At 69.2% G+C, this 25,478-nt stretch carries 17 protein-coding genes and 1 pseudogene; 12 read left to right on the forward strand and 6 right to left on the reverse strand.

The features are described from left to right. The first annotated feature begins 177 nt into the window (after window positions 1–177). From BMW99_RS31465 to BMW99_RS31500, 8 genes are all read left to right on the forward strand, one after another. Window positions 178–1,542: an ABC transporter substrate-binding protein gene (locus tag BMW99_RS31465; protein WP_069464029.1), complete on the forward strand. Its 1,365-nt coding sequence runs from the start codon at window positions 178–180 to the stop codon at window positions 1,540–1,542. Further along, a complete protein-coding gene (locus BMW99_RS31470; RefSeq protein WP_079138487.1) occupies window positions 1,539–2,453 on the forward strand; it encodes a carbohydrate ABC transporter permease in 915 nt (304 codons plus the stop codon). Before BMW99_RS31465 ends, BMW99_RS31470 begins: the two co-directional genes overlap by 4 nt. Continuing rightward, on the forward strand, window positions 2,443–3,387 hold the full coding sequence (locus BMW99_RS31475; protein ID WP_079138486.1) for a carbohydrate ABC transporter permease: 945 nt from the start codon (window positions 2,443–2,445) through the stop codon (window positions 3,385–3,387). The genes BMW99_RS31470 and BMW99_RS31475 overlap by 11 nt, the downstream gene beginning before the upstream one ends. A gap of 114 nt (window positions 3,388–3,501) precedes the next feature. Next, window positions 3,502–5,433 (forward strand): hypothetical protein, encoded by a 1,932-nt coding sequence (locus tag BMW99_RS31480; protein ID WP_069464028.1) that lies wholly within the window; start codon window positions 3,502–3,504, stop codon window positions 5,431–5,433. After that, window positions 5,430–6,377 carry an aldo/keto reductase gene (locus tag BMW99_RS31485; protein WP_069464027.1) on the forward strand — a complete coding sequence of 316 codons (948 nt, stop codon included), beginning with the start codon at window positions 5,430–5,432 and terminating at the stop codon, window positions 6,375–6,377. Before BMW99_RS31480 ends, BMW99_RS31485 begins: the two co-directional genes overlap by 4 nt. Beyond that, window positions 6,374–7,312, forward strand: a complete 939-nt coding sequence (locus tag BMW99_RS31490; protein ID WP_075018026.1) for an amidohydrolase family protein — start codon at window positions 6,374–6,376, stop codon at window positions 7,310–7,312. The genes BMW99_RS31485 and BMW99_RS31490 overlap by 4 nt, the downstream gene beginning before the upstream one ends. A 55-nt stretch (window positions 7,313–7,367) precedes the next feature. Continuing rightward, the gene (locus BMW99_RS31495) at window positions 7,368–8,420 is read left to right on the forward strand and encodes a zinc-dependent alcohol dehydrogenase (RefSeq protein ID WP_069464025.1); all 1,053 of its coding nucleotides are present in this window, start codon (window positions 7,368–7,370) and stop codon (window positions 8,418–8,420) included. Then, window positions 8,417–9,190, forward strand: a complete 774-nt coding sequence (locus tag BMW99_RS31500; protein ID WP_069464024.1) for an SDR family oxidoreductase — start codon at window positions 8,417–8,419, stop codon at window positions 9,188–9,190. The genes BMW99_RS31495 and BMW99_RS31500 overlap by 4 nt, the downstream gene beginning before the upstream one ends. Before the next feature lie 81 nt (window positions 9,191–9,271). Here BMW99_RS31500 and arfA read toward each other — a convergent pair whose 3' ends face one another. The 5 genes from arfA to BMW99_RS31525 all read right to left on the reverse strand — a co-directional run bounded on the left by arfA (window position 9,272) and on the right by BMW99_RS31525 (window position 16,123). Further along, window positions 9,272–10,771, reverse strand: a complete 1,500-nt coding sequence (gene arfA / locus BMW99_RS31505; RefSeq protein ID WP_069464023.1) for an arabinosylfuranosidase ArfA — start codon at window positions 10,769–10,771, stop codon at window positions 9,272–9,274. Between the two features lie 48 nt (window positions 10,772–10,819). Beyond that, entirely contained in the window at window positions 10,820–11,722 is a 903-nt protein-coding gene (locus BMW99_RS31510; RefSeq protein ID WP_069464022.1) for a carbohydrate ABC transporter permease, read from the reverse strand. Then, on the reverse strand, window positions 11,722–12,756 hold the full coding sequence (locus tag BMW99_RS31515) for a carbohydrate ABC transporter permease (RefSeq protein ID WP_069464021.1): 1,035 nt from the start codon (window positions 12,754–12,756) through the stop codon (window positions 11,722–11,724). The genes BMW99_RS31510 and BMW99_RS31515 overlap by 1 nt, the downstream gene beginning before the upstream one ends. Before the next feature lie 11 nt (window positions 12,757–12,767). Then, window positions 12,768–14,063, reverse strand: coding sequence for an ABC transporter substrate-binding protein (locus BMW99_RS31520; RefSeq protein WP_069464020.1), 1,296 nt, complete (start codon window positions 14,061–14,063; stop codon window positions 12,768–12,770). A gap of 530 nt (window positions 14,064–14,593) precedes the next feature. Continuing rightward, the gene (locus BMW99_RS31525) at window positions 14,594–16,123 is read right to left on the reverse strand and encodes a glycoside hydrolase family 43 protein (protein WP_107451585.1); all 1,530 of its coding nucleotides are present in this window, start codon (window positions 16,121–16,123) and stop codon (window positions 14,594–14,596) included. 540 nt (window positions 16,124–16,663) lie between these two features. On the opposite strand from BMW99_RS31525, the gene BMW99_RS31530 reads away from it, so the two are divergent. Together BMW99_RS31530 and BMW99_RS31535 are read left to right on the forward strand one after the other, a co-directional pair. Further along, window positions 16,664–19,072 (forward strand): ricin-type beta-trefoil lectin domain protein, encoded by a 2,409-nt coding sequence (locus tag BMW99_RS31530; RefSeq protein ID WP_075018030.1) that lies wholly within the window; start codon window positions 16,664–16,666, stop codon window positions 19,070–19,072. 67 nt (window positions 19,073–19,139) lie between these two features. Further along, window positions 19,140–21,146, forward strand: a complete 2,007-nt coding sequence (locus BMW99_RS31535) for an alpha-L-fucosidase (RefSeq protein WP_075018027.1) — start codon at window positions 19,140–19,142, stop codon at window positions 21,144–21,146. A 451-nt stretch (window positions 21,147–21,597) separates the two neighbouring features. On the opposite strand, the gene BMW99_RS31540 is transcribed toward BMW99_RS31535, so the two are convergent. Continuing rightward, window positions 21,598–23,055: an arabinofuranosidase catalytic domain-containing protein gene (locus BMW99_RS31540; protein ID WP_407640345.1), complete on the reverse strand. Its 1,458-nt coding sequence runs from the start codon at window positions 23,053–23,055 to the stop codon at window positions 21,598–21,600. 980 nt (window positions 23,056–24,035) lie between these two features. On the opposite strand from BMW99_RS31540, the pseudogene BMW99_RS42965 reads away from it, so the two are divergent. Together BMW99_RS42965 and BMW99_RS42970 are read left to right on the forward strand one after the other, a co-directional pair. Beyond that, window positions 24,036–24,293 (forward strand): annotated as a pseudogene (locus BMW99_RS42965) (endo-1,4-beta-xylanase); the annotation flags it as partial. A gap of 85 nt (window positions 24,294–24,378) precedes the next feature. Then, window positions 24,379–25,419 carry an endo-1,4-beta-xylanase gene (locus BMW99_RS42970; RefSeq protein ID WP_322899608.1) on the forward strand — a complete coding sequence of 347 codons (1,041 nt, stop codon included), beginning with the start codon at window positions 24,379–24,381 and terminating at the stop codon, window positions 25,417–25,419. The last annotated feature ends 59 nt before the right edge of the window (window positions 25,420–25,478 follow it).

The raw sequence follows: 25,478 nt of genomic DNA on the forward strand, positions 1-25,478 counted from the left end.
TCTCAGCCCTTGTTATGTGTGACCAAAGCACGGTGTCGTTGCGCCTGAAACATTCGGGTGGAGACGGCTTCATCCCGGTCGGCAGGACCGCTCACGCCCGCGGTCGGCCCGCCGGGCAGGACATGTTCGGCCCGCGTCCCCTCGGCGGACGGGCCCCACGAGACAGTGGAGTTGCTGATGACAGCCAAGGTCCGCGCGGTCGGCGCGCACACACCATGCGGAACCCGCAGACGCAGCGGCCTGCTGGCCGCCGCCGGAGCTCTCGTCCTGGCGGCCGTGGCCGCCTGCGGTGGCGGCGGCACCAGCGCATCGGCCGGCGGCTTCCACCCCGTCAAACAGACCGGCGGGCCGCTGACCGTGTGGGTGGACTCCTCCCGCCTGCCGGCCGCGAAGCTCTACCAGCAGCAGCACCCCGAAGTGAAGATGGACATCGTCACCTACGACGGGGACGCCAACGGCTCCAACTACCTGCGCACCAAGGTCAGCCTGTTCAACCGGACCCGCAAGGGCTGGCCCGACGTGGTCTTCAGCAGCCAGAACAACGAGACCACCTGGGCAGTGGACGCCGGCTTCACGGCTCCGCTCGACAAGGGCCTGATCCCCGCCTCGACGCTGTCCGGCTGGGCCCAGGGGGCCAACGCCCCCTGCGAGGTGAACGGCACGCTGTACTGCCTGCGCAACGACCTCGCGCAGACGGTCCTGTGGTACAACGCGCCGCTCATGAAACAGTGGGGCTATCAGGTCCCGCAGACCTGGGAGCAGTACCAGGCCCTGGGACAGAAGGTGGCCACCGAGCATCCCGGTTACCTGGTGGGCTCGGCCGGCGACTCCTGGGCGCCTGAGCTCTACATGTGGCCCAGCAAGTGCGGCGCCAACCAGATCGCCGGTCCCAAGGCCGTCACGGTGGAGACCACCAGCGCGAACTGCACGCGCATGGCGTCGTTGCTCGACACGCTCATCACGCACAAGTCCATGTCCCTGAGCAGCGTGTTCAGTTCGGACTTCGACAAGAACCAGGCGTCGAAGATCCTCATGATGCCCGGCCCGTCCTGGTTCGGCGGAGCCCTGTTCCAGGGCACCTTCAAGACCCCCGCGCACCAGATCTCCGTCGCACCGATGCCCAGGTGGTCCGCTGACGCCGCCAGCACGTCGGGCAACGTGGGCGGCGGCACCTGGCTGATGTCGGCGCACAGCGCGAACCTGAAGGCGGCGGCCGCCTTCCTGACCTGGGTGACCACGTCGGACGACTACCAGGCGAAGCTCGCCCCGGGGTATCCCGCGTACGCGCCGGCGGCGAAGAACTGGCTGGCCAAGCAGGGGTCCTCCGGCTACTTCGCGGGTGACATCTCCGCTCCGCTGCAGGCCGCGGCGAACCAGGTCTGGCCCGGCTGGGGTTACGGCCAGTTCAGCCAGGAAGCCGTCTGGGCCGCCACGCTGACCCCCAAGCTGACAGCCGGGCAGTCCATCGTGTCGCTCCTGCCTGCCTGGAAGACCGCCATCGCCAACTACGCCCGTGCCGACGGGTACAAGGTGAGCCCGTGACCGCGCCGCCCACCACGGTCGGCCGGACCGCGGCGCGCACCACGCGCACGCTGTGGTCCGGCCGGGCCGGATACGGCTTCGTCGCCGCCTACGTCGTCCTGCTCATCGCGTTCGGTCTGGTGCCGACCGGATACGCGATCTACTTCGCCTTCACCGACGGCGGCGGCTCGTTCAACGGCCTGTCCAACTTCTCCACCGCCGTGAGCGACTTCCGCTTCGCCCCGGCCGTCGAGCACGTGGCGCTCTACCTGGCGTGGTGGCTGGCGTCGCTGGTCGTCTTCGTGGTGGGGCTCGCCCTGCTGCTGCACCGCCTGGCGCTGCAGGGGGTGAGCCGGGCGCTCCGCTTCCTGTACTACGTGCCGGGAGCGCTGGCGGGGGCGGCCAGCGTCATGGTGTGGCTGTTCGTCCTGGACCCGACGGTGAGCCCGGTGGGCTTCCTGTTGCGGGCCTTCGGCTATCACACCTTCGGCGAGGTGATCGCACCGGGCCATCTGCCGGTCCTGTTCACCCTCATCGCCTTCTGGACCGGTGCCGGGGGCTGGATCGTCGTGATGTACGGGGCGCTGAACAACATCTCGCCCGACGTACTCGAGGCCGCCCGGATCGACGGAGCGGGGCCGTGGCAGACGGCCTGGAAGGTCCAGATCCCGCTGCTCCGCAAGTGGATCGTGTACATGGTCATCCTGGCCTTCGCCGGTGGAACCCAGCTGTTCGTCGAACCGCAGCTGCTGTCCCAGGCGAGCACCGGGGTCGCCGGCCGCGACTACTCCCTCAACCAGCTCGCCTACGACTTCGCGTTCCAGAACAACGACGTCAACACCGCGGCGGCCGTATCCGTCGAACTGCTCGTGGTCGGGCTGGTCGTGGCAGGGATATTCGTCGCCAGATCGGGGTTCTTCGATGCAGACTGACATACGGCGGCCGGCCGTCGCCGTCGGGCCCGGCACCCGGTCACGGCCGCGGCGTACCCGGCCGGGCCGACCCGGGCGGGGCCGTCCGAACCCCCTGCCGACGCTGGTGCTCCTGCTCTTCGTGATCTTCTTCGTGCTGCCCGTGCTCTGGCTGCTGCTGGCCGCCACCAAGACCGACGACCAACTGGTGCACGACAACCCGCTGTCGTTCGGCTCCCTGCACGCGCTGCGGGCCAACTGGGACGCCCTGACGTCCTATCAGGGCGACGCCATGTTCATGTGGCTGCGGAACTCGGCGGTGTACTCCTTCCTCGCGCTGGTGATCACGCTGTGCGTGGCCGTGCCCGCGGGCTACGCGCTGGCGATGACCGAGTTCCGGGGCCGGCGCACGCTGCTGATCGCCACCCTCGTGGTGATGCTGATGCCGAACGCGACGCTGGTCGTCCCGCTGTTCCTGGAGGTCAACGCGGTCCACCTGATCGGCTCGATGTGGTCGATCATCCTGCCGTACGCGTTCTACCCGTTCGGGGTGTACCTGACCTACATCTACTTCAGCACCGCACTGCCCCGAGATCTGCTGGACGCGGCCCGGCTCGACGGATGCTCGGAGTTCGGCGTCTTCCGCCGGGTGGCCCTGCCCCTGGCGGCGCCGGTCGTGGCCCTCGTCGGATTCTTCAGCTTCGTCGCCAACTGGACGAACTACTACCTGCCTTACGTCATGCTGCCGCAGAGCGACCAGTTCCCGGTCCAGGTCGGGCTGGGGACGCTGCTGGACTCCGTCCCGCAGTTCAACCCGACCGCCGGCACGCTGGAGGTCCAGCGTCCCGAGCTCGCCCTCGCCACACTCCTGGCGATCGTCCCGGTGCTGGCCGTCTTCCTCTTCTCCCAACGGTTCCTGGTGTCCGGCATGCTCGCCGGCGCGACCAAGAACTGACCTGACCGCCTGGTCGCGGCCCCGCACCACGCGCGGCGCACCGCCCGCAGGGGCGCTGCGCGGGCACCGCCATGCCCGAACGCGGCCCTCCCGACAGCGAATGGAGCCCCTTCCATGCATCCCGTCATCACGGCCTCGGTGCCGCTGCTCGAACCGCCGGGCTGGGCGACAGCGCAACGGGAGCTGTTCGATCTGCTCGACCGTGCCTGGCGCCGGTTCGCCCGTGACTTCACCGAACCGGACGGGCGGCTGCGGTACACCTCCGGGCTGACCTCCCGCGACGGTGTCGACGACTTCTACGAGGTGTTCTTCAACTGGCCCCAGCTGTACCTGCTCGGCGGCGCCGACGACCTGCTGGCGCACTCCGAACGGCACTGGGAGGGGGTCACCCGTCAGCTGACCGAACTGGGCATGCTCAAGGACGAGTACGAGCGCGGATACGACTGGTTCCACCAGGGCGAGAGCCTGCTGCTGCTGTACTTCCTCTGCATGGCCGCGCCGGGCCGGTGGTCCCACCGGGCCCGCGCTTTCGCCGAGCTGTACGTGGACCCCGAGTACGGGAACTACGACCCGGATCACCGCATCATCAGGCGTCCGCACAACGGCAGCGACCCAGGGCGTGACGGCCTGTTCGACGGCGACGCGTACCCGTGGCTGCCGAAGGAAGCACAGATGTACGGCTTCCCGCTCGACTGGACCGTCTCGCCGGACACGCGGCAGCCCACCCCGGAGTCCGACCCGCGTCTCGGCGAGGAGATGCACCGCCGGATGGGCTCGGGCGACACCGCCGTCAACCTCGCCGCCGCCGGCCTCGTCCTCAACGCCTGGATGCTCTCCGGCGAGCGGCGCTACGCCGACTGGATCGCCGAGTACGTCGGCGCCTGGCGCGAGCGCGCCGCAGCCAACGGCGGTGTGCTGCCGGACAACGTGGCACCGGACGGCACGGTCGGCGGCCTCCTGGAGGGCCGCTGGTACGGCGGCCACTACGGATGGTCCTGGCCGCACGGCTGGTACAGCGTGGGGCACGCCGCGGTCGTCGCGGCGCTCGCCGGAGCCGCCGCCACCGGCGACGACTCGTACCTCGACCTGGTGCGCCCGGCGCTCGACGGCATCATCGCGCGCGGCAAGGTGATCGCCTTCACCGAGTCCGATTCCAGCATCCGCTCCAAGTGGATCCCGCAACTGGCCGAGGACGTGGACACCTCCACCCTCCACGTGCCCTTCCGGTACAAGGACGAGGGGTGGTTCGACTACAACCCCATGCTCATGGCCGTGCCGACCGCGTTGTGGCACCACACCGCCTCGGACGCCGACCGGGAGCGCATCGAACGCCTCCGCGCGGCCAGCGGTTACGACTGGCGCACGGTCCGCTCCTTCCGGAGCAAGGAGGAAGCCGGTCACGAGGAGCCGTGGCTGGCGTTCCTGGCCGGAGACGACCCGGCGTATCCGGAGAAGATCCTGGCCGCCGCCCAGGCCCAGGTGCGCCACCGCCTGTCGCGCATGGAGCTGTACCAGGACACCGAGGTGGCCGAGGCGGACATCCACCTGTGGCAGCAGTCCAACCCGGTGGTGACCGAGGCCCTGGTCCAGCTGACCTGGGGAGGTCCCCAGGTGGTCTACAACGGCGGGCTGCAGCAGGCACGCCTGCGCTATCACGACGCCGCCGCCATGCGACCCGGCCTGCCCGCCGGTGTCGCCGCCCTGGTCTCGGCCATCGACCCGGAGGCCACGGTCGTGGACCTGGTCAACCTCGATCCCGAGTCGGCGCGCTCGGTGATCGTCCAGGCGGGCGCCTTCGCCGAGCACACCATCCGCTCGGCGGAGCACACCGTCTGCGAGGACCCGTCCTGGATCGGCGACCTGTACGACTACGGCCACACGGCGCCGAAGGTCACGGCCGCGACGACGACGGTCGGCGGCCCGTGGCTTCGGGTGGAGCTGCCCCGCTCCAGCACCGTCCGGCTCACCCTCCGGCTCGACCTGCGCACGCAGGCCCCGTCCTACCGCACTCCGTTCGACGAGCCGTCGCGGGAGAACGCGTCGTGAAGCGCAACATGCTCGGCTCCACCGGCCTGGAGGTCTCCGAGGTGGGCTTCGGAGCCTCGCCCCTCGGGGCGGTCTACGGCGCGTTCGCCGAGCCGGACGGCATCGACGCCGTGCACGCGGCGCTGGACCTCGGCGTCTGCTTCTTCGACGTCTCGCCGTACTACGGGGCCACCCTCGCCGAGACGGTCCTGGGCAAGGCCCTGCACGGTGTCGACCGTGCCGATTACGTCCTGGCCACCAAGGTCGGCCGGTACGGGGACGAGGACGTCGACTTCAGCGCCGAGCGCGTCAAACGCAGCGTGCAGGAGAGCCTCAAGCGTCTGCAGACGGACCACATCGGCCTGATCCAGTGTCACGACATCGAGTTCGGGGACCTCGGCCAGATCGTCCACGAGACGCTTCCCGCCCTGCGCGAGCTCGAGGACGCGGGTCTGGTGCGCGCGGTGGGCGTGACGGGATACCCGCTCGACGCCCTGCGGTACGTGGCGGCCCGGGTCCGGGTCGACACCGTGCTGTCCTACTGCCAGTACACCCTGCAGGACCGGCGGCGGGCGCAGCGCAGACGGGCGTTCGCCGAGACCGGCGCCGAGGTGATCAACGCCTCGCCGCTGGCCATGGGGGCGCTCACCCAGCAGGGGCCGGCTGCCTGGCACCCCGCGCCCGCGCCGGTCCTCGAACGCTGCGCGGCCGCGGCCGCGCTGTGCCGGTCGCTCGGAGCCGACATCGCCAGGCTGGCCGTCCAGTTCGCCGTCGCCACCGGCGGCTTCGCCACCAACGTCATCGGCACTTCCGGCGCGCAGGACATCCGCCGGACCGTCAGGTGGATCGAACAGCCACTGGACCAGGCACTGTTGAGGGCCGTCGACACCTGCCTGGCACCGGTGCGTGATCAGGGCTGGATCAACGGGCTCCCGGACAACCAGCACCCCGGGGAGCATGTGTGAGCGCCTCCCGCTCTGCCCACAGCCTCCCGGCCGGACCCGCGCCGGTGATCGACAGCCACGTCCACTTCTGGCAGCCGGACAGGCTCCGCTACCCCTGGCTTTCCGGCGTCCCCGCACTGGACGGTCCGTTCGGCCCCGGCGATCTCCTCCACGCCCTTCGCGAACCGGTGGAGGCGGTCTTCGTCGAAGCGGGACGGATCCCCGCCCAGGCAGCCGACGAAGTGGAGTGGGTGCGCCAACTGGCCCGCACCCGGCCATGGATCCGCGGCGCCGTCGCCCACGTGTCCCTGGACGACCCGGGCACGGCACCTGAGGCCATCCGCCGCTTCGCCGCCGACCCGTTCGTCGTCGGCGTGCGGCACAACGTCCAGGACGAGGAGCCGGGCTTCACCGCGGGCGCCGGCTTCCGCGAGGCGGTGCGCCTGCTGGGCGAGGCGGGGCTCGCGTTCGACGCGTGCGTGCGGCAGCCGCAACTGGACGAGCTCGCCGAGCTGGCGGCGGCGTGCCCGCGGACCCGCATCGTCCTGGATCACCTCGGCAAGCCGTCCGTCCCGGCCGTCGACTCAGCGTGGCGGTCGTCCCTGCGCCGGCTGGCCCGGCAGGACAACGTCGTCTGCAAACTGTCCGGGCTGGCCACCGAGGCCGCCCCCGGCACGGAGCCGGCGGGCCTGGTGGCGATCCTGCGCGAGGCCCTGGAGGAATTCGGTCCGGACCGGTGCCTGTACGGCGGCGACTGGCCGGTCATGACCCTGGCCACCACGTACGAGTCGTGGCTCGGCCTGGTCCGCACCGCGCTCGCCGACCTGCCGGCCGCCGACGCCGACGCGGTGATGTGCGCGAACACCGTCCGCACCTACCGCCTGGAGCAGGCCCGAGCGCCGGCCGCCGGTCACGACGGGGCCGGGCGGGCTTCCGGAGAGGCAGAACCCCGATGAAACGCCATGCGCAGACCAACCGGCTGCGGCTCGAACGACGCGAGGAGTCCCCGGCGTGACCGAACGAAGAGTCGCCTACACCGCACCCCGAACCCTGGCCCTGGACACGGAGGGCACCGCGACCACTCCGCCCCCGCCAGGGCAGGTGACGATCGACGTCGCCTACACCGGGATCTGCGGCACCGATCTCCACATCTTCCACGGAGCCATGGACGCCCGGGTCCACCCGCCGGCGGTGATCGGGCACGAGATGTCGGGCGTCGTCGCCGGGACAGCGCCCGACGTGACGCGATGGCGGTCGGGCGACCACGTCACCGTCATGCCGCTGATCTCGTGCGGACAGTGCCCCGCCTGCCGGTCCGGCCACCGGCACGTGTGCCACCGCCTCGTGTTCCTCGGCATCGACGCGACGGGGTCGCTCCAAACGCGCTGGACGGTCCCGGCCGACACGCTCGTCCGTCTTCCTGACGGCCTCCCGCTGGACCACGCCGCACTGACCGAGCCCACGGCGGTGGCCGTACACGACGTGCGGCGGGCGGAACTGCGCGGTGACGAGAAGGCCCTCGTCGTCGGTGGCGGCCCGATCGGACTGCTCATCGCCCTCGTCGCCCGCCGTACCGGAGCCGACCTGCTCGTGGCCGAGCCCGATCCCTACCGTCGCGGGATCGCCGACTCACTCGGTCTGGCGACACTGGATCCGACCGCCGTCGACGCCGTCCAGGCGGTCGGCGACTGGACCGCCGGCGCCGGCGCGGACGTGGCCTTCGAGGTCTCCGGCGCGGAAGCCGGCGTGAACACGGCAGTCGACGCACTGGCGACGCGCGGGCGCCTGGTGCAGGTCGCCATCCATCCCGTCCCACGCCCGGTGAGCCTTCACCGCTTCTTCTGGCGCGAGCTCACCCTCGTGGGGGCACGCCTGTACGAACGCCGGGACTTCGAGACAGCCGTGGACCTGATCGCCGACGGCCACGTGCCCGCGAAGACGCTCATCTCCCGGATCGATCCGCTCGACCGGGCCGCCGAGGCCTTCGCACTCCTGGAGTCCGGCGGCGGCGTCATGAAGGTCCTGATCGACTGCCAGTCCGACACGGGAGCGCACGCGCGATGACCACCACCGCTCAGCCGTTCGACCTGACCGGCCAACTCGCGGTCGTCACCGGAGCCCGGCGGGGGATCGGGCTTGCCGTCGCCGAGTCGCTGGCCGCGGCCGGCGCGGACATCGTGGCCGTCAGCGCACGTCTGGAATCCACCGGAAGCGAGGTCGGGAAGCGGGTGGCGGCGCAGGGCCGCACCTGTACGGCCCTGCGCGCCGACTTCGCCGACCGCGCCGCCGTGGCGGACCTCGCGGACACCCTCGCACGCCTGGACCGCCCGGTCGACATCCTGGTCAACAACGCCGGGACCATCGCCCGTGCCCCGGCGGCCGAGCATTCCGACAGCGACTGGGACCACGTCCTGGCCGTCAACCTCACCAGCCAGTTCTTCCTCACGCGTGAGGTCGGACGGCACATGCTGGACCGGGGGCGCGGCAAGGTCGTCTTCACCGCGTCGCTGCTGAGCCTCCAGGGCGGGATCAACGTCCCCGGCTACACCGCGGCCAAGTCCGGGCTCGCGGGCCTGACCCGGGCCCTGGCCAATGAATGGGCCGGACGCGGGGTCAACGTCAACGCCATCGTGCCGGGGTACGTGGCGACCGACAACACCCAGGCGCTCAGGGACGACCCGGCACGGTACGCCGCCATACTGGAGCGCATCCCGGCCGGCCGCTGGGCCCGTCCCGAGGACATCGCGGGCGCCGCGGTGTTCCTCGCCTCGCCCGCCTCGGACTACGTCCACGGAGCCCTCCTCCCGGTCGACGGAGGCTGGCTCGGTCGCTGACCGGCAATCGCCGGCACCGGGCGTTCCGCACCCTCCGGCGGTGCCGGGCCGGGCGGCTCGGTGCCGGGCGCCGGTCTGCGCTCAGCGGAGTGCGATCGCCGTCCACGACACGGGAGGCAGCTCGATGGTGATCGTGCCGTCGGTGAGCGCCGCACTCTTGTTCGCGAACGGAGTGACCCGGTGCTGCTCGGCGAGTGTGTTCCGCGCGTACGCGTCGGAGTCGGCGAGCGTGATCGCCTCGGCGATGCGCGAGGAACCGAGACCGCGCACGTCGATCGTGACCTGTGCGGCCTCCGCGAGGTCCCGGTTGACGAGGAAGACCGCGGCGCGGTCCTCGTCGACGGTCGCGACGACGTCGACGAGCGATGCCTCGCCGTGACGTGCCGTCGTGTACGTCGGCGCCTCGGTCACGGGACGGATCACCTCGCCGGAGGCGAGCCGGCTCGTGATCGAGAACGGGTAGAAGGTCGTCTGCCGCCAGGCCGGTCCGCCGGGCTCGGTCATGATCGGCGCGATCACGTTGACGAGCTGAGCGAGCGATGCCGAGGTGACCCGGTCGCTGCGCTTGAGGAGTGTCATCAGCAGGTTGCCGACCACGACCGCGTCCGCCACCGTGTACACGTCCTCGAGCTGCCGTGGCGCGTGCCGCCACTCGTCGTTGACCTCCTCGGAGGCCATGTGCTCCTTGAGGTACCAGACGTTCCATTCGTCGAAGGAGACGTTGATCTTCTTGGCCGACCGCTTCTTGTACCCCACATGGTCGGCGGTGGCGACGACGGTGTCGATGAAGTAGTCCATGTCGGTCGCCGAGGCGAGGAACGAGCCGAGGTCGCCGTCGTGCTCCTGGTAGTACGCGTGGCACGAGACGTAGTCGACATGGTCGTAGGCGTGCTCGAGAACGGTGCGCTCCCAGTCGCCGAAGGTCGGCATGCCGGACCCGGAGGAGCCGCAGACGACGAGTTCGAGATCCTTGTCCGCCGTCTTCATCGCGGCGGCGGTCCGTGCGGCCAGCTTGCCGTAGTCGTCCGCCGTCATGAAGCCGGTCTGCCACGGCCCGTCCATCTCGTTGCCGAGGCACCACATCCGCACGTCGTGCGGCTCCGGTGTGCCGTTGGCGACGCGGAGGTCCGACAGCGTCGTACCCGAGGGGTGGTTGGCGTACTCGAGGAGGTCCAGCGCGGGAAGGATGCCCCGCGTGGCGACGTTGACCGCCAGCATCAGCTCGGAGTCGGTGAGCTTGAGCCACCGGGCGAACTCGTCGAGTCCGACCTGATTCGATTCGAGCGAATGCCAGGCGAGGTCGCGGCGCACCGGGCGCTTCTCGCGCGGCCCCACCGAGTCCTCCCAGCGGAACCCGGACACGAAGTTGCCGCCCGGGTAGCGGATGGTCGTGCTGCCGAGCTCCCTGACGAGTGCGACGACGTCCATGCGGAACCCTTCGTCGTTCGCACTCGGGTGTTCCGGCTCGTAGAGCCCGGTGTAGACGCAGCGGCCGAGGTGCTCGACGAACGAGCCGAAGGTGCGGCGCCGGACAGGGGCGATGACGGCCCGCCGGTCGAGCTCGATGTGGGCGCGGGGCAATGCGGTGGTCCTATCTGTGGGAGGGCGCGGAGCGTGTCGCGAGCGGTGTCAGCCCTTGACCGCTCCGGTGAGACCGCCGACGATCCGCTTCTCGAAGACCGAGAAGACGACCAGCGCGGGCAGCATGGCGAGTGAGGTGAACGCGAGGACCTTCGCGGTGTCCGTCGAGTACTGCGAGGAGAACGCCTGGACCCCGAGCGGAAGCGTGAAGTTCGCCTGCGCGTTGAGGACGTACAGGGGCAGGACGTAGTTGTTCCAGCTCCCGACGAACGCGAGGATGCCGACGGTCACCACGCCGGGCAGCGACAGCGGGATCACCATGCGGAAGAAGAAGCCGAGTCGGCTCGCACCGTCGATCGCGGTGGCCTCCTCGATCTCGTTCGGAATGGCCCGCAGGAACGGCACCAGGATGATGACCGTCATCGGCAGGCCGAAGGCGATCTGCGGGACGATCACGCCCAGGAGGTTGTCGATGAGCCCCAGGTCCTTGATGACGATGTACAACGGGGTGATCGCGATGACCATCGGGAACATCAGGCCGGCGGCGAACAGGGAGTACATCGCGCCCTTGAGCCGGAAGTCGTAGCGTGCGATCACGAAACTCACCATCAGGCCGAGGACGACGATGCCGGCGGTGCTCGCCAGCGCCACGATGACGGAGTTGGCGAACTCGCCCCAGAAGGTCGTCGACCGCAGGACGGCGGCGTAGTTGCCGGCGACCCAGGGGTGCGGCAGGGCGGCCGGGTTCGTGGTGATCTGCGAGTTGGTACGGAATCCACCGACCACGATGTAGAGCACCGGTGCGACGCAGACCCCGATGAAGAGCAGCGCCACGAAGTAGGTGAACGGATTCCCCCACTTCTGCGGCGTGTCCCGACGGCCGCTTCGGTCCACGGGGGTGTTCGGCTCCGCGGTGGGGGAGAGCCAGGACCCGGCGGCGGTGGCGCTCATCAGGAGACTCCTTCGGTGACGGCGCCCTGGAGGTCGCGGCGCAGGACGAAGCGCTGGTAGAGCAGCGCGACGACGAGCGAGATCAGGAACATCACGACCGCGATCGCGTTGCCGTAGCCGTAGTTGCCCGCGTTGCGGCCCTGCGCGACCATGTAGATCGCCATCGTCGAGGTGCCCGCCGTGCCCGAGACGTACGGACCCCAGATGATGTAGACGAGATCGAACAGTTGCAGCGAGCCGATGATCGACAGGAACGCCCAGATCCGGATCGTCGGCCCCAGCAGCGGCAGCGTGATGCGGCGCTGGATCTGCCAGTACGAGGCACCGTCGATCTGAGCCGCCTCGAAGAGTTCGTCAGGGATCGACTGCAGGCCCGCGAGCATCAGGATCACGGCGAAGCCGATGTACTTCCACGAGACGATGCCGATCAGCGTCCAGATGGCCAGCTTGGGGTTGGAGAGCCAGTCGGCCTGCAGGAAGCCCAGGCCGGAGCTCCGCAGCAGGTCGTTGAGGGCGCCGTTGCTCTGGAGCATCAGGCTCCAGCCGGTACCGACGACGACCTCCGAGATGACGTAGGGCACGAAGATGAGGACACGGATGAGCGAGCGGCCGCGGATCCTCTGATTGAGCAGCAGCGCGAGAGCGATCGCCAGCGGTCCCTGGATGAGCAGCGAGAGCACCATGATCAGGAAGCTGTGCCGCAGAACCTGCTGGAACGCGTGGTCGGTGAGGATCAGCCTGTAGTTGTTCAGGCCCACCCAGTCGGTCGGCGCCCCGTAACCGTGCCACCGGTAGAAGCCGTAGTAGGCGGCGAGGGCGACGGGGAAGACCACGAACGCCAGGAACATGATGATCGCCGGACCGGACAGCACCGCGATCTCGAGTCGCGTCTTGCCACGACCGCGGCGGCGCACAGCCGCTCGCGGCGTGGCCGGGGCCGTGGCCGGGGCCGTGGCCGGGGCCGCGCCCCCGACCGGAGACGCGCCCCGCGACCGGCGGCCGGTGGCCGTGTCAGTACCCAGGGGGTTGCTCATGGTCTCCTTGTTCAGCCCTTCTCGGCAGCGCTGTTGGTGTCCTTGACGATGTCCGCGGCGGTCCCCTTGCCGGCGATCAGGTTCACCACGGCGGTGTTCATGGCGTTGCCGACGTTCTGGCCGTACTCGGTGTCAAGGAACTGCATGGAGTAGGCGGCCTTGTTGAACGCCTGCAGCGCCGAGATGTTGTAGGAGTCCGTCACGACCCCCTGGGCGGTCTTGTTCACCGGGATCGTGACGAAGGCCTTGGCGTAGGCCTCCTGCTGCTCCTTGGTCACCAGGAACTCCAGGAAACCGAACGCCTCCTTCGGCGCGTTCCTGGACAGGGAGTACCCGCCGCTGCCGCCCATGATCGCGCTCGGGTCGCCCTGGCCGCCTGCCACCGCGGGGAAGGGGAACCAGGCCAGGTCCGGGAGCGGCTTCTGGTCCGGCGTCAGTCCGGCGACCACTCCGGGTTCCCAGTTGCCCATGAGTTCCATGCCGGCCTTGTGGTTGGCGAGCATGCCCGCCGAAGACCCGGCGCCCTGCTGCGAGGAGGCCGTCAGGAACCCCTTCTGGAAGGGGTCGACCTTCAGGAACGAGGCGAGGTCCTCACCGGCCTTGGTCCAGCAGGGATCGGTGAACTTGAGCGACTTGCCGGCCTGCTCCATGGTGTCCTGGCTGCACTCGCGGACCGCGAAGTTGTAGTACCAGTGCGCGGCCGGCCAGGCGTCCTTGGCGCCCACCGCGACGGGCGCGACGTGGATCGCCTTCAGTTTCGCGACGTCGGACTCCAGTTCCTCCATGGTGGTCGGCGTCGAGGTGATGCCGGCCTGCCGGAACAGGTCCTTGCTGTAGTAGATGCCCTCGGGCTGCGTGTCGAGCGGAATCGCGTAGACCTTGCCGTCGATCGAGTCGCTGGCGAGAGCCGCGGTCCCGACGTTCGCGGTGTCCGTGGCGGTGAGGCTCAGCGCCTGGATCTGGCCGGCGTCGAGCATGGCCTGCATCTTTCCGCCGCCGCGCTGCAGGAAGATGTCCGGCGCGGAACTCGAGTTGAGCGCCGTCTGCAGTTTGCCGTCGAAGTCCTCGTTCTGGATCCGCTGGATCTTGATCGTGACGTTGGGGTGCAGGGAGTGGTAGGTCTTCACGGCGTCCTGGAAGTACTGCGCGCCAGGCCCGGGTGACGCGTTCTCCCAGAAGGTCAACGTGACCTTGCCGCCGGACGGACCACTGCTGTTGTCCGCGCCGCCGCCGGCGCAGGCCGTGGCGGCGAGTGCGAGGCCCACGCCGATCGCGACGGCCGCCACGCTGTATGTCTTCCTCGTCATCCTTGGATCCCTGATCTGTCGTCATTGCTTCAGCTGAACTGGGAACAGCGGGGGCCGGCCGGCGGCGTACGACGTCCGGCGCCGAGGGCAGGCCGAGGCAATCGCCATGGACGGTCTTGCTCGGTCAAACGGTTGGAGGGTAGCTATTGCGTGAGCGCTAACAATGAGCTCACTCGCAGCGCGCCCGACGCGAGCGGCCGGGCCGCGTTCGGATGTCTCCTAGGCTGGTGAGCGTTAACAGACACTCCTCCCCGTGCGCTTCGGCTCGTGCCGCAGCCCATCTCTCACGCCCGGCGTGGATCCGGGAGGGGAACGGAGTTCTCCTCCCAAGGGGCGACTGCAAGGGCTGCATAACGAAAGATTTTGTGCGAGCTGCGATCGTTTCGGGAACCTTAGGTTCTGGGTCAGGGCACGTCAATACATCGCGCAAGGAGGCCCGGCGAGAAGTTGACGACCCCAACGAGGCCTACTGAGCAGGCGCCTGGCGCTTCCATCTGCGTGGATGTGCGAAACCTTTCGAGTGTGATGACTTACGTTTCGATCGGGGAGGCCGGGAGGTAGTCGAACCAATCGAATGCGACGGTGCCCTCGACGGCGTACATGCCGATGACGCGCCCGGTGAACCCGGTCGCCACCTCGGTCGACAGATAACGTCCTTCCAACTCGGCCAGGGGCTCGGCGTCCTCGGCGTCGGGGTCGCCCAGCCAGAAGGCGATGGTGTCCGGCCCGGTGGGCTCGATGCCGGGTGCTTCGGGTGAGGGCGACACGATGCCGGTCGTGCGGATCGTCACGGTGAGGGCGAGGGTGCCGGGGGGCACCGGACGGCTCGCCACGGTCTGGCGCAGTGGACCGATGCGGGCGACGACGCCGAGCTCTCCCTCGCCGGCCTCCAGGTCGAAGTGGTGAGCCTCGTCCATGCGCACGCTCAGACCACCGCGCCCGGAGCCGGGGTCGAGCGACACGCTGATGCGGCACTCGTGGTGCTGCTGGCGGTGGCCGACGAAGGTGTAGCCGGGGCGGTCGAGGGCCGGACCGGTGGCTCGGAGCGTCAGCCAGCCCGGCCGGTCGGTCAGCGACCAGCTGCCGGCAGCCCGGGCATAGGGCGAGATCCAGTGCGGGGCGAGTGCGGTCGCGTCGAAGTCGTCGCGGGCGGGCGGCGCCGGGACGGGGTGCCAGGCCCCGGCGGGTGCGGCATGGCGCTCGGGCACGGGTGCCACGGTGGGCCAGCCGTCGGCGTCCCATTCCACGGGGGTGAGAAACGTTTCGCGGCCCAGCACCTGGAAGTTGGGGGTGTAGCCACGGGGCCGGGTACCGAGCAGCACCATCCACCAGCTTCCGTCAGGCGCCGTGACCAGGTCGGCGTGACCGGTGCTCTGGATGGGGTGGTCGGTGCCGCTGTGCGACAGCAGCGGGTTGCCGGGTGCGCCTTCCCAGGGGCCGCGTGGTGAGCGTGCGCGGGCGATGGACACGGCGTGGCCGCGTTCGGTGCCGCCCTCGGCGAGCAGCAGGTACCACCAGTCACCGATGCGGTAAAGGTGCGGCGCCTCCGCGTACTTCAGGCCGGTGCCCGACCAGGTGGGGAACGGGCCCTCCAGGACTTCGCCCTTGACCGGGTCGATCCGGGCCAGATGGACGCCGGGGACGGAGAAGGCGCACCAGCAGGTGCCGTCCTCCTCCCATGCCAGGTCGGGATCGATACCGGGCAGATCGATCCACACCGGGTCGGACCAGGGACCTTCGGGTCGCTCGGCCGTCACGATGTAGTTGCCGCCGTCGCTGACGTTGGTGTTGATCACCCAGAAGAGGCCGTCGTGATGGCGGATCGTCGGGGCGTAGAGCCCGCGGGAGGCCATTGCCCTGGGCAGTGGCAGCGGTAGTTGACCGGGGCGGTCCAGCACGTTGCCGATCTGCCGCCAGTGCACCAGGTCCCTGCTGTGGAAGATCGGCAGGCCGGGGAAGTATTCGAAGCTCGAGCAGACCAGGTAGTAGTCGTCACCGACCCGGCACACGCTCGGGTCGGGGTGGAACCCGCTGATCACGGGGTTGTCGTACAGGTGCACGGGGTGTGCTCCCTTCCCGGTGCCGGGAGAGTGGCGATTGTTTCGAAATGATTTCCGAATGTTCTTTGGGGGGAATTTACGGATCGCCATCAGGGGAGTCAAGAGTGGGTGAGCGCTCACATCCCACGGCTCGGGGCTTGTCCATTCGCGGCCAGGAGATGGGATGTGGCTCAGCAAACGGCCGTGGCGTGCCCTGACTGCGCGTGACCCGTCAACCCTCGCTGCTTGGCCCTTCCGGCAAGCAGCGCATGGTGACGTGCGGGCCCCTGAGCGAGCCTTGCGCACCTCTTGACAGAGCCGCGCTCCGAAGGAGACCGTCTCTGCGAAGCCCACGGCAATCCCATGACGTCACGGCACTCACGGCAGCAGCAGGATGTTAGCGCTCACCATGATCTCGAAACGAACTCCGTGTTGGGGCATGGGCGATGGCGGCCGGCCGGCAGGTCCGGAGGGCCGCCGTGGGCTCGGTCCTTCCGACGGCGGCAGGCCCGCACCGCGCCGGCCGCGCAAAGGCACCACCACCTGCGAAAGGAACCCATGGTGTCAGTCCTCAGCCGATTACTCCGCCCACTACGCCGTTCCACGGTCTTGCTCACCGGCCTTGTGCTGGCCGCCGGCGGCATCGTGGCCACCACCGCCGAGCCGGCCCACGCGGCCACCTCGGTGACGATCAACGGCTCATCCGGCGGCCGGACCTTCGACGGCGTCGGCGCGATCAGCGGCGGCGGCGGCAACAGCCGCCTGCTGATCGACTACCCGGAGCCCGAACGCGGCCAGATCCTGGACTACCTGTTCAAGCCCGGCTACGGCGCCTCCCTGCAGATCCTCAAAGCCGAGATCGGCGGCGACACCAACTCCACTTCGGGCGCCGAGCCCAGCCACGAGCACACCAGGGGCGACCTGAACTGCAACCGGGGCTACGAATGGTGGTTGATGCAGCAGGCCAAGGAGCGCAACGCGGCCATCAAACTCTACGGGCTCGCCTGGGGCGCCCCCGGCTGGATCGGCAACGGCAACTTCTGGTCCAGCGACATGATCAGCTACCTGCTCTCCTGGCTGGGCTGCGCCAAGCAGCACGGCCTGAGCATCGACTACCTCGGCGGATGGAACGAGCGCGGCTACAACATCGGCTGGTACGAGCAGCTGCGCAGCGCGCTCAACGCCAACGGCTACGGCGGCGTCAAGGTCGTCGCGGCCGACTCGGACTGGTCGGTGGCCGACGACGTCGACGCCGACGCGGCGTTCGCCGGCTCCGTCGACATCATCGGCACGCACTACCCGTGCGGATACCGTTCCGCCCAGTCCAGCTGCTCCGTACCGTCGGCCGCCACGTCGTCCGGCAAGCAACTGTGGGCCAGCGAGAACGGCTCGGACGACTACAACGCCGGTGCCAACGCGATGGCCCGTGGCATCAATCGCGGGTATATCGACGGACGGATGACCGCCTACCTCAACTGGCCGGTGGTCGCCGCGATCACCCCGAACCTGCCGTATCCCACCATGGGCCTGGCCCTCGCCTCACAACCGTGGTCCGGTTCCTACGCGATCGGCAAGAACACCTGGGTGATGGCCCAGACCAGTCAGTTCACCGCTCCCGGCTGGCAGTACCTCGACTCCTCCAGCGGCTACATCGCGGGCAACCGGAACAACGGCAGCTACGTCTCGCTGAAGTCCACCAACCGGTCCGACTACTCCACCGTCATCGAGACGATGGACGCCGCGAGCGCCCAGACGCTGAACGTCAACGTCACGGGCGGCCTCTCCACCGGAACGGTGCACGTCTGGTCGACCGACGTGAACTCCGCGAATCCAGCGGACTACTTCGTCCACACCGCGGACATCACGCCGTCCGGCGGCAGCTTCAGCCTGACCGTGCAGCCCGGCCGCGTGTACACCCTCACCACCACGACCGGTCAGGGCAAAGGCACCGCCGCCGGTCCGGCGTCGGCCGTCATGAGCCTGCCCTACAGCGATTCGTTCGACGGGGGCGCCGTGGGCACCGAAGCGAAGTACCTCATGGACTGGCAAGGCGCATTCGAAGAGGTCGCCTGCGGCGGCGGCCGCAGCGGCGACTGCGTACGCCAGATGAGTGCACAGGCCCCGATCACGTGGGACCCGCTCACCGATCCGCACACCCTGCTCGGCGACCTCGGCTGGAGCAACTACACCGTCTCCTCCGACGTGATGCTGGAGAAGTCCGGGTACGCCGAGCTGCTCGGCCGGGCGAACAGCCAGAGCTACAGCGGGGCGGCCGGCCTGAACGCCTACCACCTGCGGGTGAGCGACACCGGAGCCTGGTCGATCCTCAGCTCCACCACCGGCGGCAGTGTGTCCACCCTTGCCCACGGTACGACCTCGGCGCTCGGCACCAACCGCTGGCACACCCTGGCGCTCACCTTCTCCAGCAGCACGATCACCGCCGCGGTCGACGGCTCGACGGTCGGTTCCGCGGCCGACCACACCTGGGCCGGGGGACAGGTCGGATACGCGACGAGCCAGGGGGAGACCGCGCAGTTCGACAACCTGTCGATCACACCCGGCACCGGAGGGACCGGGGGTGGGGCGAGCGGCCCGATCACCGGCGTCGGCTCCGGCCGCTGCGTGGACGTCCCCGACCAGTCGCAGACCGCGGGCACCCAGGTCGAGCTCTGGGACTGCAACGGCGGCGCCAACCAGCAGTGGACCAGTACCTCGGCCGGCGAGTTGCGCGTCTACGGCGACGACTGCCTGGACGCCGCAGGCCAGGGCACCAGCCCCGGCACCAAGGTGGACATCTACCCCTGCAACGGCGGCAGCAACCAGCACTGGACGGTCCACGCCGACGGCACGATCACGGGTGGCCAGTCCGGCCTGTGCCTGGACGCCACGGGCGGCGCTGCCACGAACGGCACGCTTCTGGAGCTGTGGACCTGCAACGGCGGCGGCAACCAGAAGTGGACGCGCTATTGACCGGCCCCCGATCGGCCGGTTCCCCGCTCCCCGACCTCCAAGTCGACCCACCCGAGAGGCCCCCCACATGCCCTCCTCCTTCCCCTTCCCGCCCTCTGCGTCGTCCCGCCCGATCAGCCGGCGCGGCCTGCTGGCGGCCGCCGGCGCGGCCACGGCCTTCGGCCTGCTGAGATTCGCCCCCGAGGCGGCCGCCACCGCCGGTCCGGGCAGCTACACTGCGGCCTGGTCCTCGGTCGACCAACACCCCCCGGCCCCGGCCTGGTTCCAGGACGCCAAGTTCGGCATCTACTACCACTGGGGCGTGTTCAGCGTCCCCGCCTTCGGCAACGAGTGGTACCCGCGCAACATGTACATCGGCGGCTCCGCGGAGAACCAGCACCACGTCGCCACCTACGGCGACCCGTCGGTGTGGCCGTACAACAACTTCATCGACGGTGCCCGCGACAAGGCCGGCAACTTCGTCCAGTTCGCACCCAAGCCGGTCTCGCAGGGCGGCGCCTGGGACCCCGACGCCTGGGCGCAGCTGTTCAAGGCCGCGGGCGCGAAGTTCGCCGGTCCCGTGGCCGAGCACCACGACGGGTACTCGATGTGGAACAGCCGCTCCAACCCGTGGAACTCCGTACAGCACGGCCCCCGGCTCGACCTGGTGGGGCTGCACGCGCAAGCGATCCGCGGGCAGGGACTGAAGTTCATGGCCTCGCTCCACCACGCCTATCACTTCAACGGCTACTACGACCACGTGCCGTACCAGTCGGACGCCACGCTGCGCGTCCTCTTCGGGCAGCAGGGCACGGCAGCGGAGAACCAGCTCTGGTACAACAAGCTGATCGAGGTCATCGACGGCTATCAACCGGACCTGATCTGGCAGGACTTCGACCTCGGCCTGGTGCAGGAGTCCTATCGGCTGCAGTTCCTCGCGCACTACTACAACCAGGCAGTCGCCTGGAACAAGGACGTCGCCGCGACCTACAAGGACGGCTTCGACACCGCGGGTGAGGTCCTCGACTTCGAACGCGGCGGCCCGTCCGGACTGCTCACCCCGTACTGGCTGACGGACGACAGCATCTCGTCCTCCAGCTGGTGCTACACGGTCGGCATCGGTTACTACACCACGCAGGCCCTGCTGCACGCGCTGATCGACCGCACCAGCAAGGGCGGCACGATGCTGCTGAACATCGCTCCCATGGCCGACGGCACCATCCCCTCCGGCCAGCAGACGATCCTGCGCGGAATGGGCGACTGGCTCGGCCGGTTCGGAGAGGCGGTCTACGGCACCCGGTCCTGGGCCAGTTACGGTGAGGGCCCGACCGCGATGGGCGGCGGTTCCTTCAGCGGCCCCAAGGCCGGCACCGCGCAGGACATCAGGTTCACCCGCAGCCAGGACAACAAGGTGCTGTACGTCACCGCGCTGGGCTGGCAGGGCGGGACCATGACTGTCGCTTCCCTGAATTCGGGCCAGTTCGACATCAGCACGCTGACAGGCGCGCAACTGCTGAACAACACCGCCGGCAGCTACATCAACCTGTCGACACCCACCCAGGACGCGGCCGGCCTGCATCTGGCCATGCCTTCGTCCAACGCGCCCTTCAGCGCCCTTGCCTACACGGTCAAGCTCACCTTCTCCGGCCAGATCCCCGCTCCTGGCAGCGGAGGCGGATCCACCACCTGGGTACGGATCGCCAACGTCACGACCGGCCTGGTACTGGACAGCGGTGGGAACGTCGCCTCCGGTTCCAACCTCAAGCAGTGGAACTACGACGGAAGCACCAACCTGCAGTGGCAACTCGTGGACCTCGGCAACGGCTACCACCGCATCGTGAACCGCACCAACGGCATGGTGGCCGACAGCTGGGGCAACACGGCCAACGGCGCGCCCGCCCGGCAGGCGGCCTGGAACGGCGGCAACAACCAGCAGTGGTCGCTCACCAGCCTCGGGAACGGGCGCCTGCAGATCGTCAACCGCGGCACCGGAACCGCCCTCGACGGCGCAGGCAGCACGGCGGCCGGCTCGACCACAGTGCTGTGGTCGCCGAACTCCAGCACCAACAACGAGTGGACCGTCACCGGCGTCTGACGGTCGCTACCCCGTCCGGACTGCGCCTGGACGTCACGGGTGCCTCGACGGTCAACGCCGCCCTGGTCGAACTGTGGCCCTGCCACGGCGGCAGCAACCAGCAAGGGAATCTCTGGTAAGAGCAGGCAGCGACAGCATCGCCCTCGGCCCGCAGGGACCGAGGGCGATCCGTCGTCGCGGAGCCGGGACGCGGCAGTGGTTTCTGCGTGGCCATCGACCGCGGCGGTCGGCGGGTGGCGCCTCGCCCGTGCAGGCGGGGCGCTTCGTGCCCGGGTCACGGGGGGCTTCTCGCTGCGTGCACACCCGGTTGCTGCGCGCCTTTGTCCCACAGCCGCAGAGCGGTTTCGGCATCAGGCGGAAGGTACGCGGTGCTCACGTGGGTGGGCCCGCCGGCGGTGCCGGCGGGCCGTTTGACAGGCGCGGTGTGTGGCTGTGGTTCAGGAAGTGCCGGTTATCCGAGGGTCCATTGCTGGTTGCTGCCGCCGTTGCAGGGCCACAGTTCGGCCAGGGCGCCGTTGGCGGTGGAGGCACCGGTGACGTCCAGACACAGTCCCGACTGGGTACCGGTGACCGTGCCGTTGGAGTTCAGCTGCCACTGCTGGTTCGCGCCACCGTTGCACGTCCAGGTCTCGACCTTGGTACCCGCTGCCGTCTGGTTGTCATACGCATCCAGACACAACTGCGTACCACCGGACACCACCGTCAACTCGTTGGCCGACGTATGCGTCCACGCCTGGTTCGCCTGCCCGCTGCAGTCCCAGATCTGCACCTGCGTACCCGGCACAACCGAACTGTTCGGCACATCAAGGCACTTACCCGCACCCACCGCGTGCAACGCACCCGACGTGCCGCCTCCGCCGGACGAGGAACCTCCGTAGGCGGCCGCGGTGATGTTGGCCTGCACCGCATTCTCCGTCGCGTCCGAAGGATAACCGCTGGTCATGACGCCTTCGTAGAAGGTGCCTTGGGCGCCCTTGCTGTTGTCGCCGCCGGTCCCGAGGATGATGGCGCCCTGCTTCTTCATCGGGTTGTAGCCGGAGACGTTGGGGCGCACGCCGCTGTAGAAGGTGGACAGGCCGCCGCTCTGGGCGTTGCCGCCGCGGATGCTCCACTGGTTGGCACCGCCTTTGATGATGGCGGTGGTGTAGCGGTAGTTGATGGTGGGGTCGTTCGCGTTGTAGTGCTGGTTGACGCCGGAGAACAGGCCGTTCTCGAGGTCGGCCATGATCCAGGGGCCGTTGCCGGCGCCGTAGCCCCACACCTTGATGTTGCCGAAGTAGATGGCTTCCATCGTGCCGTTGCCGTCGTCGTTGCTGTTGGTTTCGGCGTTCCCGTAGTCGAAGCAGCAGCCGCCGTTGTAGTGCGTGCCGTCGAAGATGGCGTACATGCCCTCGGGGTTGTCGCCGGTGGCGATGCCGTTGGTGTGGTTGTTGCGGTAGCCGGTGCCGGGAGGGATGTAGACGCCGTAGGCCTTGTGGCCGCCGACGGTGGTGGGGGCGGCGGTGGCGTTGGCGAGGTTGTCAGGTCCGCCGGCCGCGCCGCCCGCGGGGGCTTGGGTGAGGCTGTTGCCCCGGCCGGACTGGTCGTAGATCATCGTGATGACGCAGGTGGTGCCGGCACAGAAGCTGTCCTGCGCGGAGGCGTCGGCGTAGCCGCCGGCGCTGAGCAGGCCGATGTCCTTGGTGGCGTTGTCGGACGCGCGGCGCACCTGGTACAGGGCGCCGTTGTAGGAGGCGTACAGCGCCCGGGTGGTGCTGTGCGCGGCCACACACGGAGTACCGCCCGACGCGTAGATGTCACAGGGTCCGGATGTCGCAGCCCCGGCCGTTCCGGCCGTTGCCGTGGCACCGGCCAGGGCGCCCGCGATGAGGACCGCGGCGGCCGCCAGCTTGGCGGGCAGGCCGAACAACCGACGGCCCGGGGACGTGCGGAGGGAGCGCGCTCGGTCGGAGTGGGGCTTGCGGGAGGCGGAATCCCAGGGACGCCGTCGGGGGCGCGTCCGTAACCGTGAGTGCGGCTGGTCTGGTACGTCGTTCATGCGGTGTTCTCCCTGTTCGAGGCAGCCACGCAGGACTGCGGTGGTGGATCTGGCGACGAGGCCGGCTGGAGTTCTCACGGGACCGGCCGCGGCCCGGCACGGGCAGCCCACGGCGGATCGGGTGCCGGCGGGCAGATGCGAAGGCATGTGGACGCCTTCGCGTCAGTGGTTCTGACGTTCACGCTGGTCTCCTGGCAGGTGGGGGTCAGCCAAGGCAACACACGCTCACAAGGGAGGTGTGAGCGCTAACATTCTGCCTCGGACAGGCGCCCTCCTGTCGAGGCAGAGTCGGTCGTCGGAACGACGGCAGCGTGCAGCACGGTGCACCCGGTGTCAACCCCGCCGGCAGTCGATCCGATTCGTGCGCTGGTCGCGGGCCGAAGTGCGGGCGACGACGTCCCGCCTGAGCCCCAGCGGGCGTGTGCGCAGCCCGCAGCAAGGGTGGGGGAGGGGGCGCGCCTCTCGTCGACACCACATCATCCCAGTTCAGTGAGGGTTCGTTCAGTGCCTCGACCGCTCGGTTCCGGATCGGTTCCTTGACGTGTGCCGACCCAACTGCTTACCTGAGGCCTGCGGTCCCGCCCGGTCGCCCGCCGATTCTCGAATCGGTTCACCCTCGCAGCGCGGCAGCAACAGCCCACGGACGGGCCGATTCCGCTCATCGCCACGCGCGGGACATCGCCTTCCTCCCAGCGGTGTGCGCGTCACACAACAGCCCTGGCTGTCGCACCCATGTTGGAGATCACATGACCCCCCACACCCCAGCGCGAGGGAGGCGCCAGAACCGGCTGGCCCTCGTGCCCGCCGGTCTGACCGCCGCCGTCGCCGCGGCGTCCCTGCTCACCTTCGGCATGGCGCCGTCCGCGCACGCCGACACGTCCCTGCGCAGTCTGGCCGAGGCCCAGGGACGCTACTTCGGCACCGCCCTGACGCGGTCGGACCTGAGCAACACCGCTGAAACCGCCGTCGCCAACGCCCAGTTCGACATGGTCACCCCCGGGAACGAGATGAAGTGGGACACCACCGAGCCCGGCAACGGGCAGTACAACTTCGGCCCCGGTGACCAGATCACGTCCTACGCCGCGTCCCACGCCATGCGCGTGCGCGGGCACAACCTCGTCTGGCACGCTCAGCTTCCCTCGTGGGTGAGCAACCTGCCGTCGAACCAGGTGCAAGCGGCGATGGACCGCGCACATCACCACCGAGGCAAGCCACTACCGCGGCCAGGTCTACGCATGGGACGTGGTCAACGAACCGCTGAACGGCGACGGCTCCCTCGTCAACGACGCGTTCTCCAGGGCCATGGGCTCCGGATACCTGGCCGAGGCGGTACGCACCGCGCACGCCGCGGACCCCGGCGCCAAGCTCTACATCAACGACTACGGCATCGAGGGCGAGAACGCGAAGAGCAACTCCCTTTACAACCTGGCCAAGTCGATGCTCGCCCAGGGAGTGCCGCTCGGCGGCATCGGCTTCGAGAGCCACTTCATCGTCGGCCAGGTCCCCTCGGACTTCAAGGCCAACATGCAGCGCTTCGCGGACCTCGGCCTCGACGTGGCCGTGACCGAACTGGACGACCGGATCCAGCTGCCGGCGTCCAACTCCGCGCTGCAGCAGCAAGCGACGGACTACGGCAACGTCGTCCGCGACTGCCTGGGCGTCTCGCGCTGCGTGGGTATCTCGCAATGGGGGGTGGACGACGCCAACTCGTGGATCCCGGGAACCTTCCCCGGGTGGGGCGCGGCCACGATGTACGACGGCAACTTCCAGCCCAAACCGGCCTACACGGCCACCGTCGCGGCGCTCGGCGGCAGTGGCGGCACCACGCCCCCGCAGGGTTCGTCGGGTGCGTTGCGCGCGGTGGGTGCGGGTAAGTGCCTTGATGTGCCGAACAGTTCGGTTGTGCCGGGTACGCAGGTGCAGATCTGGGACTGCAGCGGGCAGGCGAACCAGGCGTGGACGCGTACGTCGGCCAACGAGTTGACGGTGGTGTCCGGTGGTGCGCGGTTGTGTCTGGATGCGTATGACAACCAGACGGCGGCGGGTACCAAGGTCGAGGCCTGGACGTGCAACGGTGGCGCGAACCAGCAGTGGCAGGTGAACTCCAACGGCACGGTCACCGGTACCCAGTCGGGACTGTGTCTGGACGTCACCGGTGCCTCCACCACCAACGGCGCCCTGGCCGAACTGTGGCCCTGCAACGGCGGCAGCAACCAGCAATGGACCCTCGGATAGCTCCCGAAGCGACGAGAGCAGAGAGCCGACGTCCCGTGAGCTCGCCGGTACCCCGGCGG

Origin of the sequence: Actinacidiphila rubida (genome assembly GCF_900110255.1) — a bacterium.
Taxonomy (GTDB): Bacteria; Actinomycetota; Actinomycetes; order Streptomycetales; family Streptomycetaceae; genus Actinacidiphila; species Actinacidiphila rubida.

Bases quoted from the DNA above. Each gene is read 5' to 3' on its own strand.
- BMW99_RS31480 (WP_069464028.1), top strand. From the start codon at position 3,502: ATGCATCCCGTCATCACGGCCTCGGTGCCGCTGCTCGAACCGCCGGGC.
- BMW99_RS31520 (WP_069464020.1), bottom strand. From the start codon at position 14,063: ATGACGAGGAAGACATACAGCGTGGCGGCCGTCGCGATCGGCGTGGGC.
- BMW99_RS31475 (WP_079138486.1), top strand. From the start codon at position 2,443: ATGCAGACTGACATACGGCGGCCGGCCGTCGCCGTCGGGCCCGGCACC.
- BMW99_RS31515 (WP_069464021.1), bottom strand. From the start codon at position 12,756: ATGAGCAACCCCCTGGGTACTGACACGGCCACCGGCCGCCGGTCGCGG.
- BMW99_RS31465 (WP_069464029.1), top strand. From the start codon at position 178: ATGACAGCCAAGGTCCGCGCGGTCGGCGCGCACACACCATGCGGAACC.
- BMW99_RS31510 (WP_069464022.1), bottom strand. From the start codon at position 11,722: ATGAGCGCCACCGCCGCCGGGTCCTGGCTCTCCCCCACCGCGGAGCCG.
- BMW99_RS31535 (WP_075018027.1), top strand. From the start codon at position 19,140: ATGCCCTCCTCCTTCCCCTTCCCGCCCTCTGCGTCGTCCCGCCCGATC.
- BMW99_RS31500 (WP_069464024.1), top strand. From the start codon at position 8,417: ATGACCACCACCGCTCAGCCGTTCGACCTGACCGGCCAACTCGCGGTC.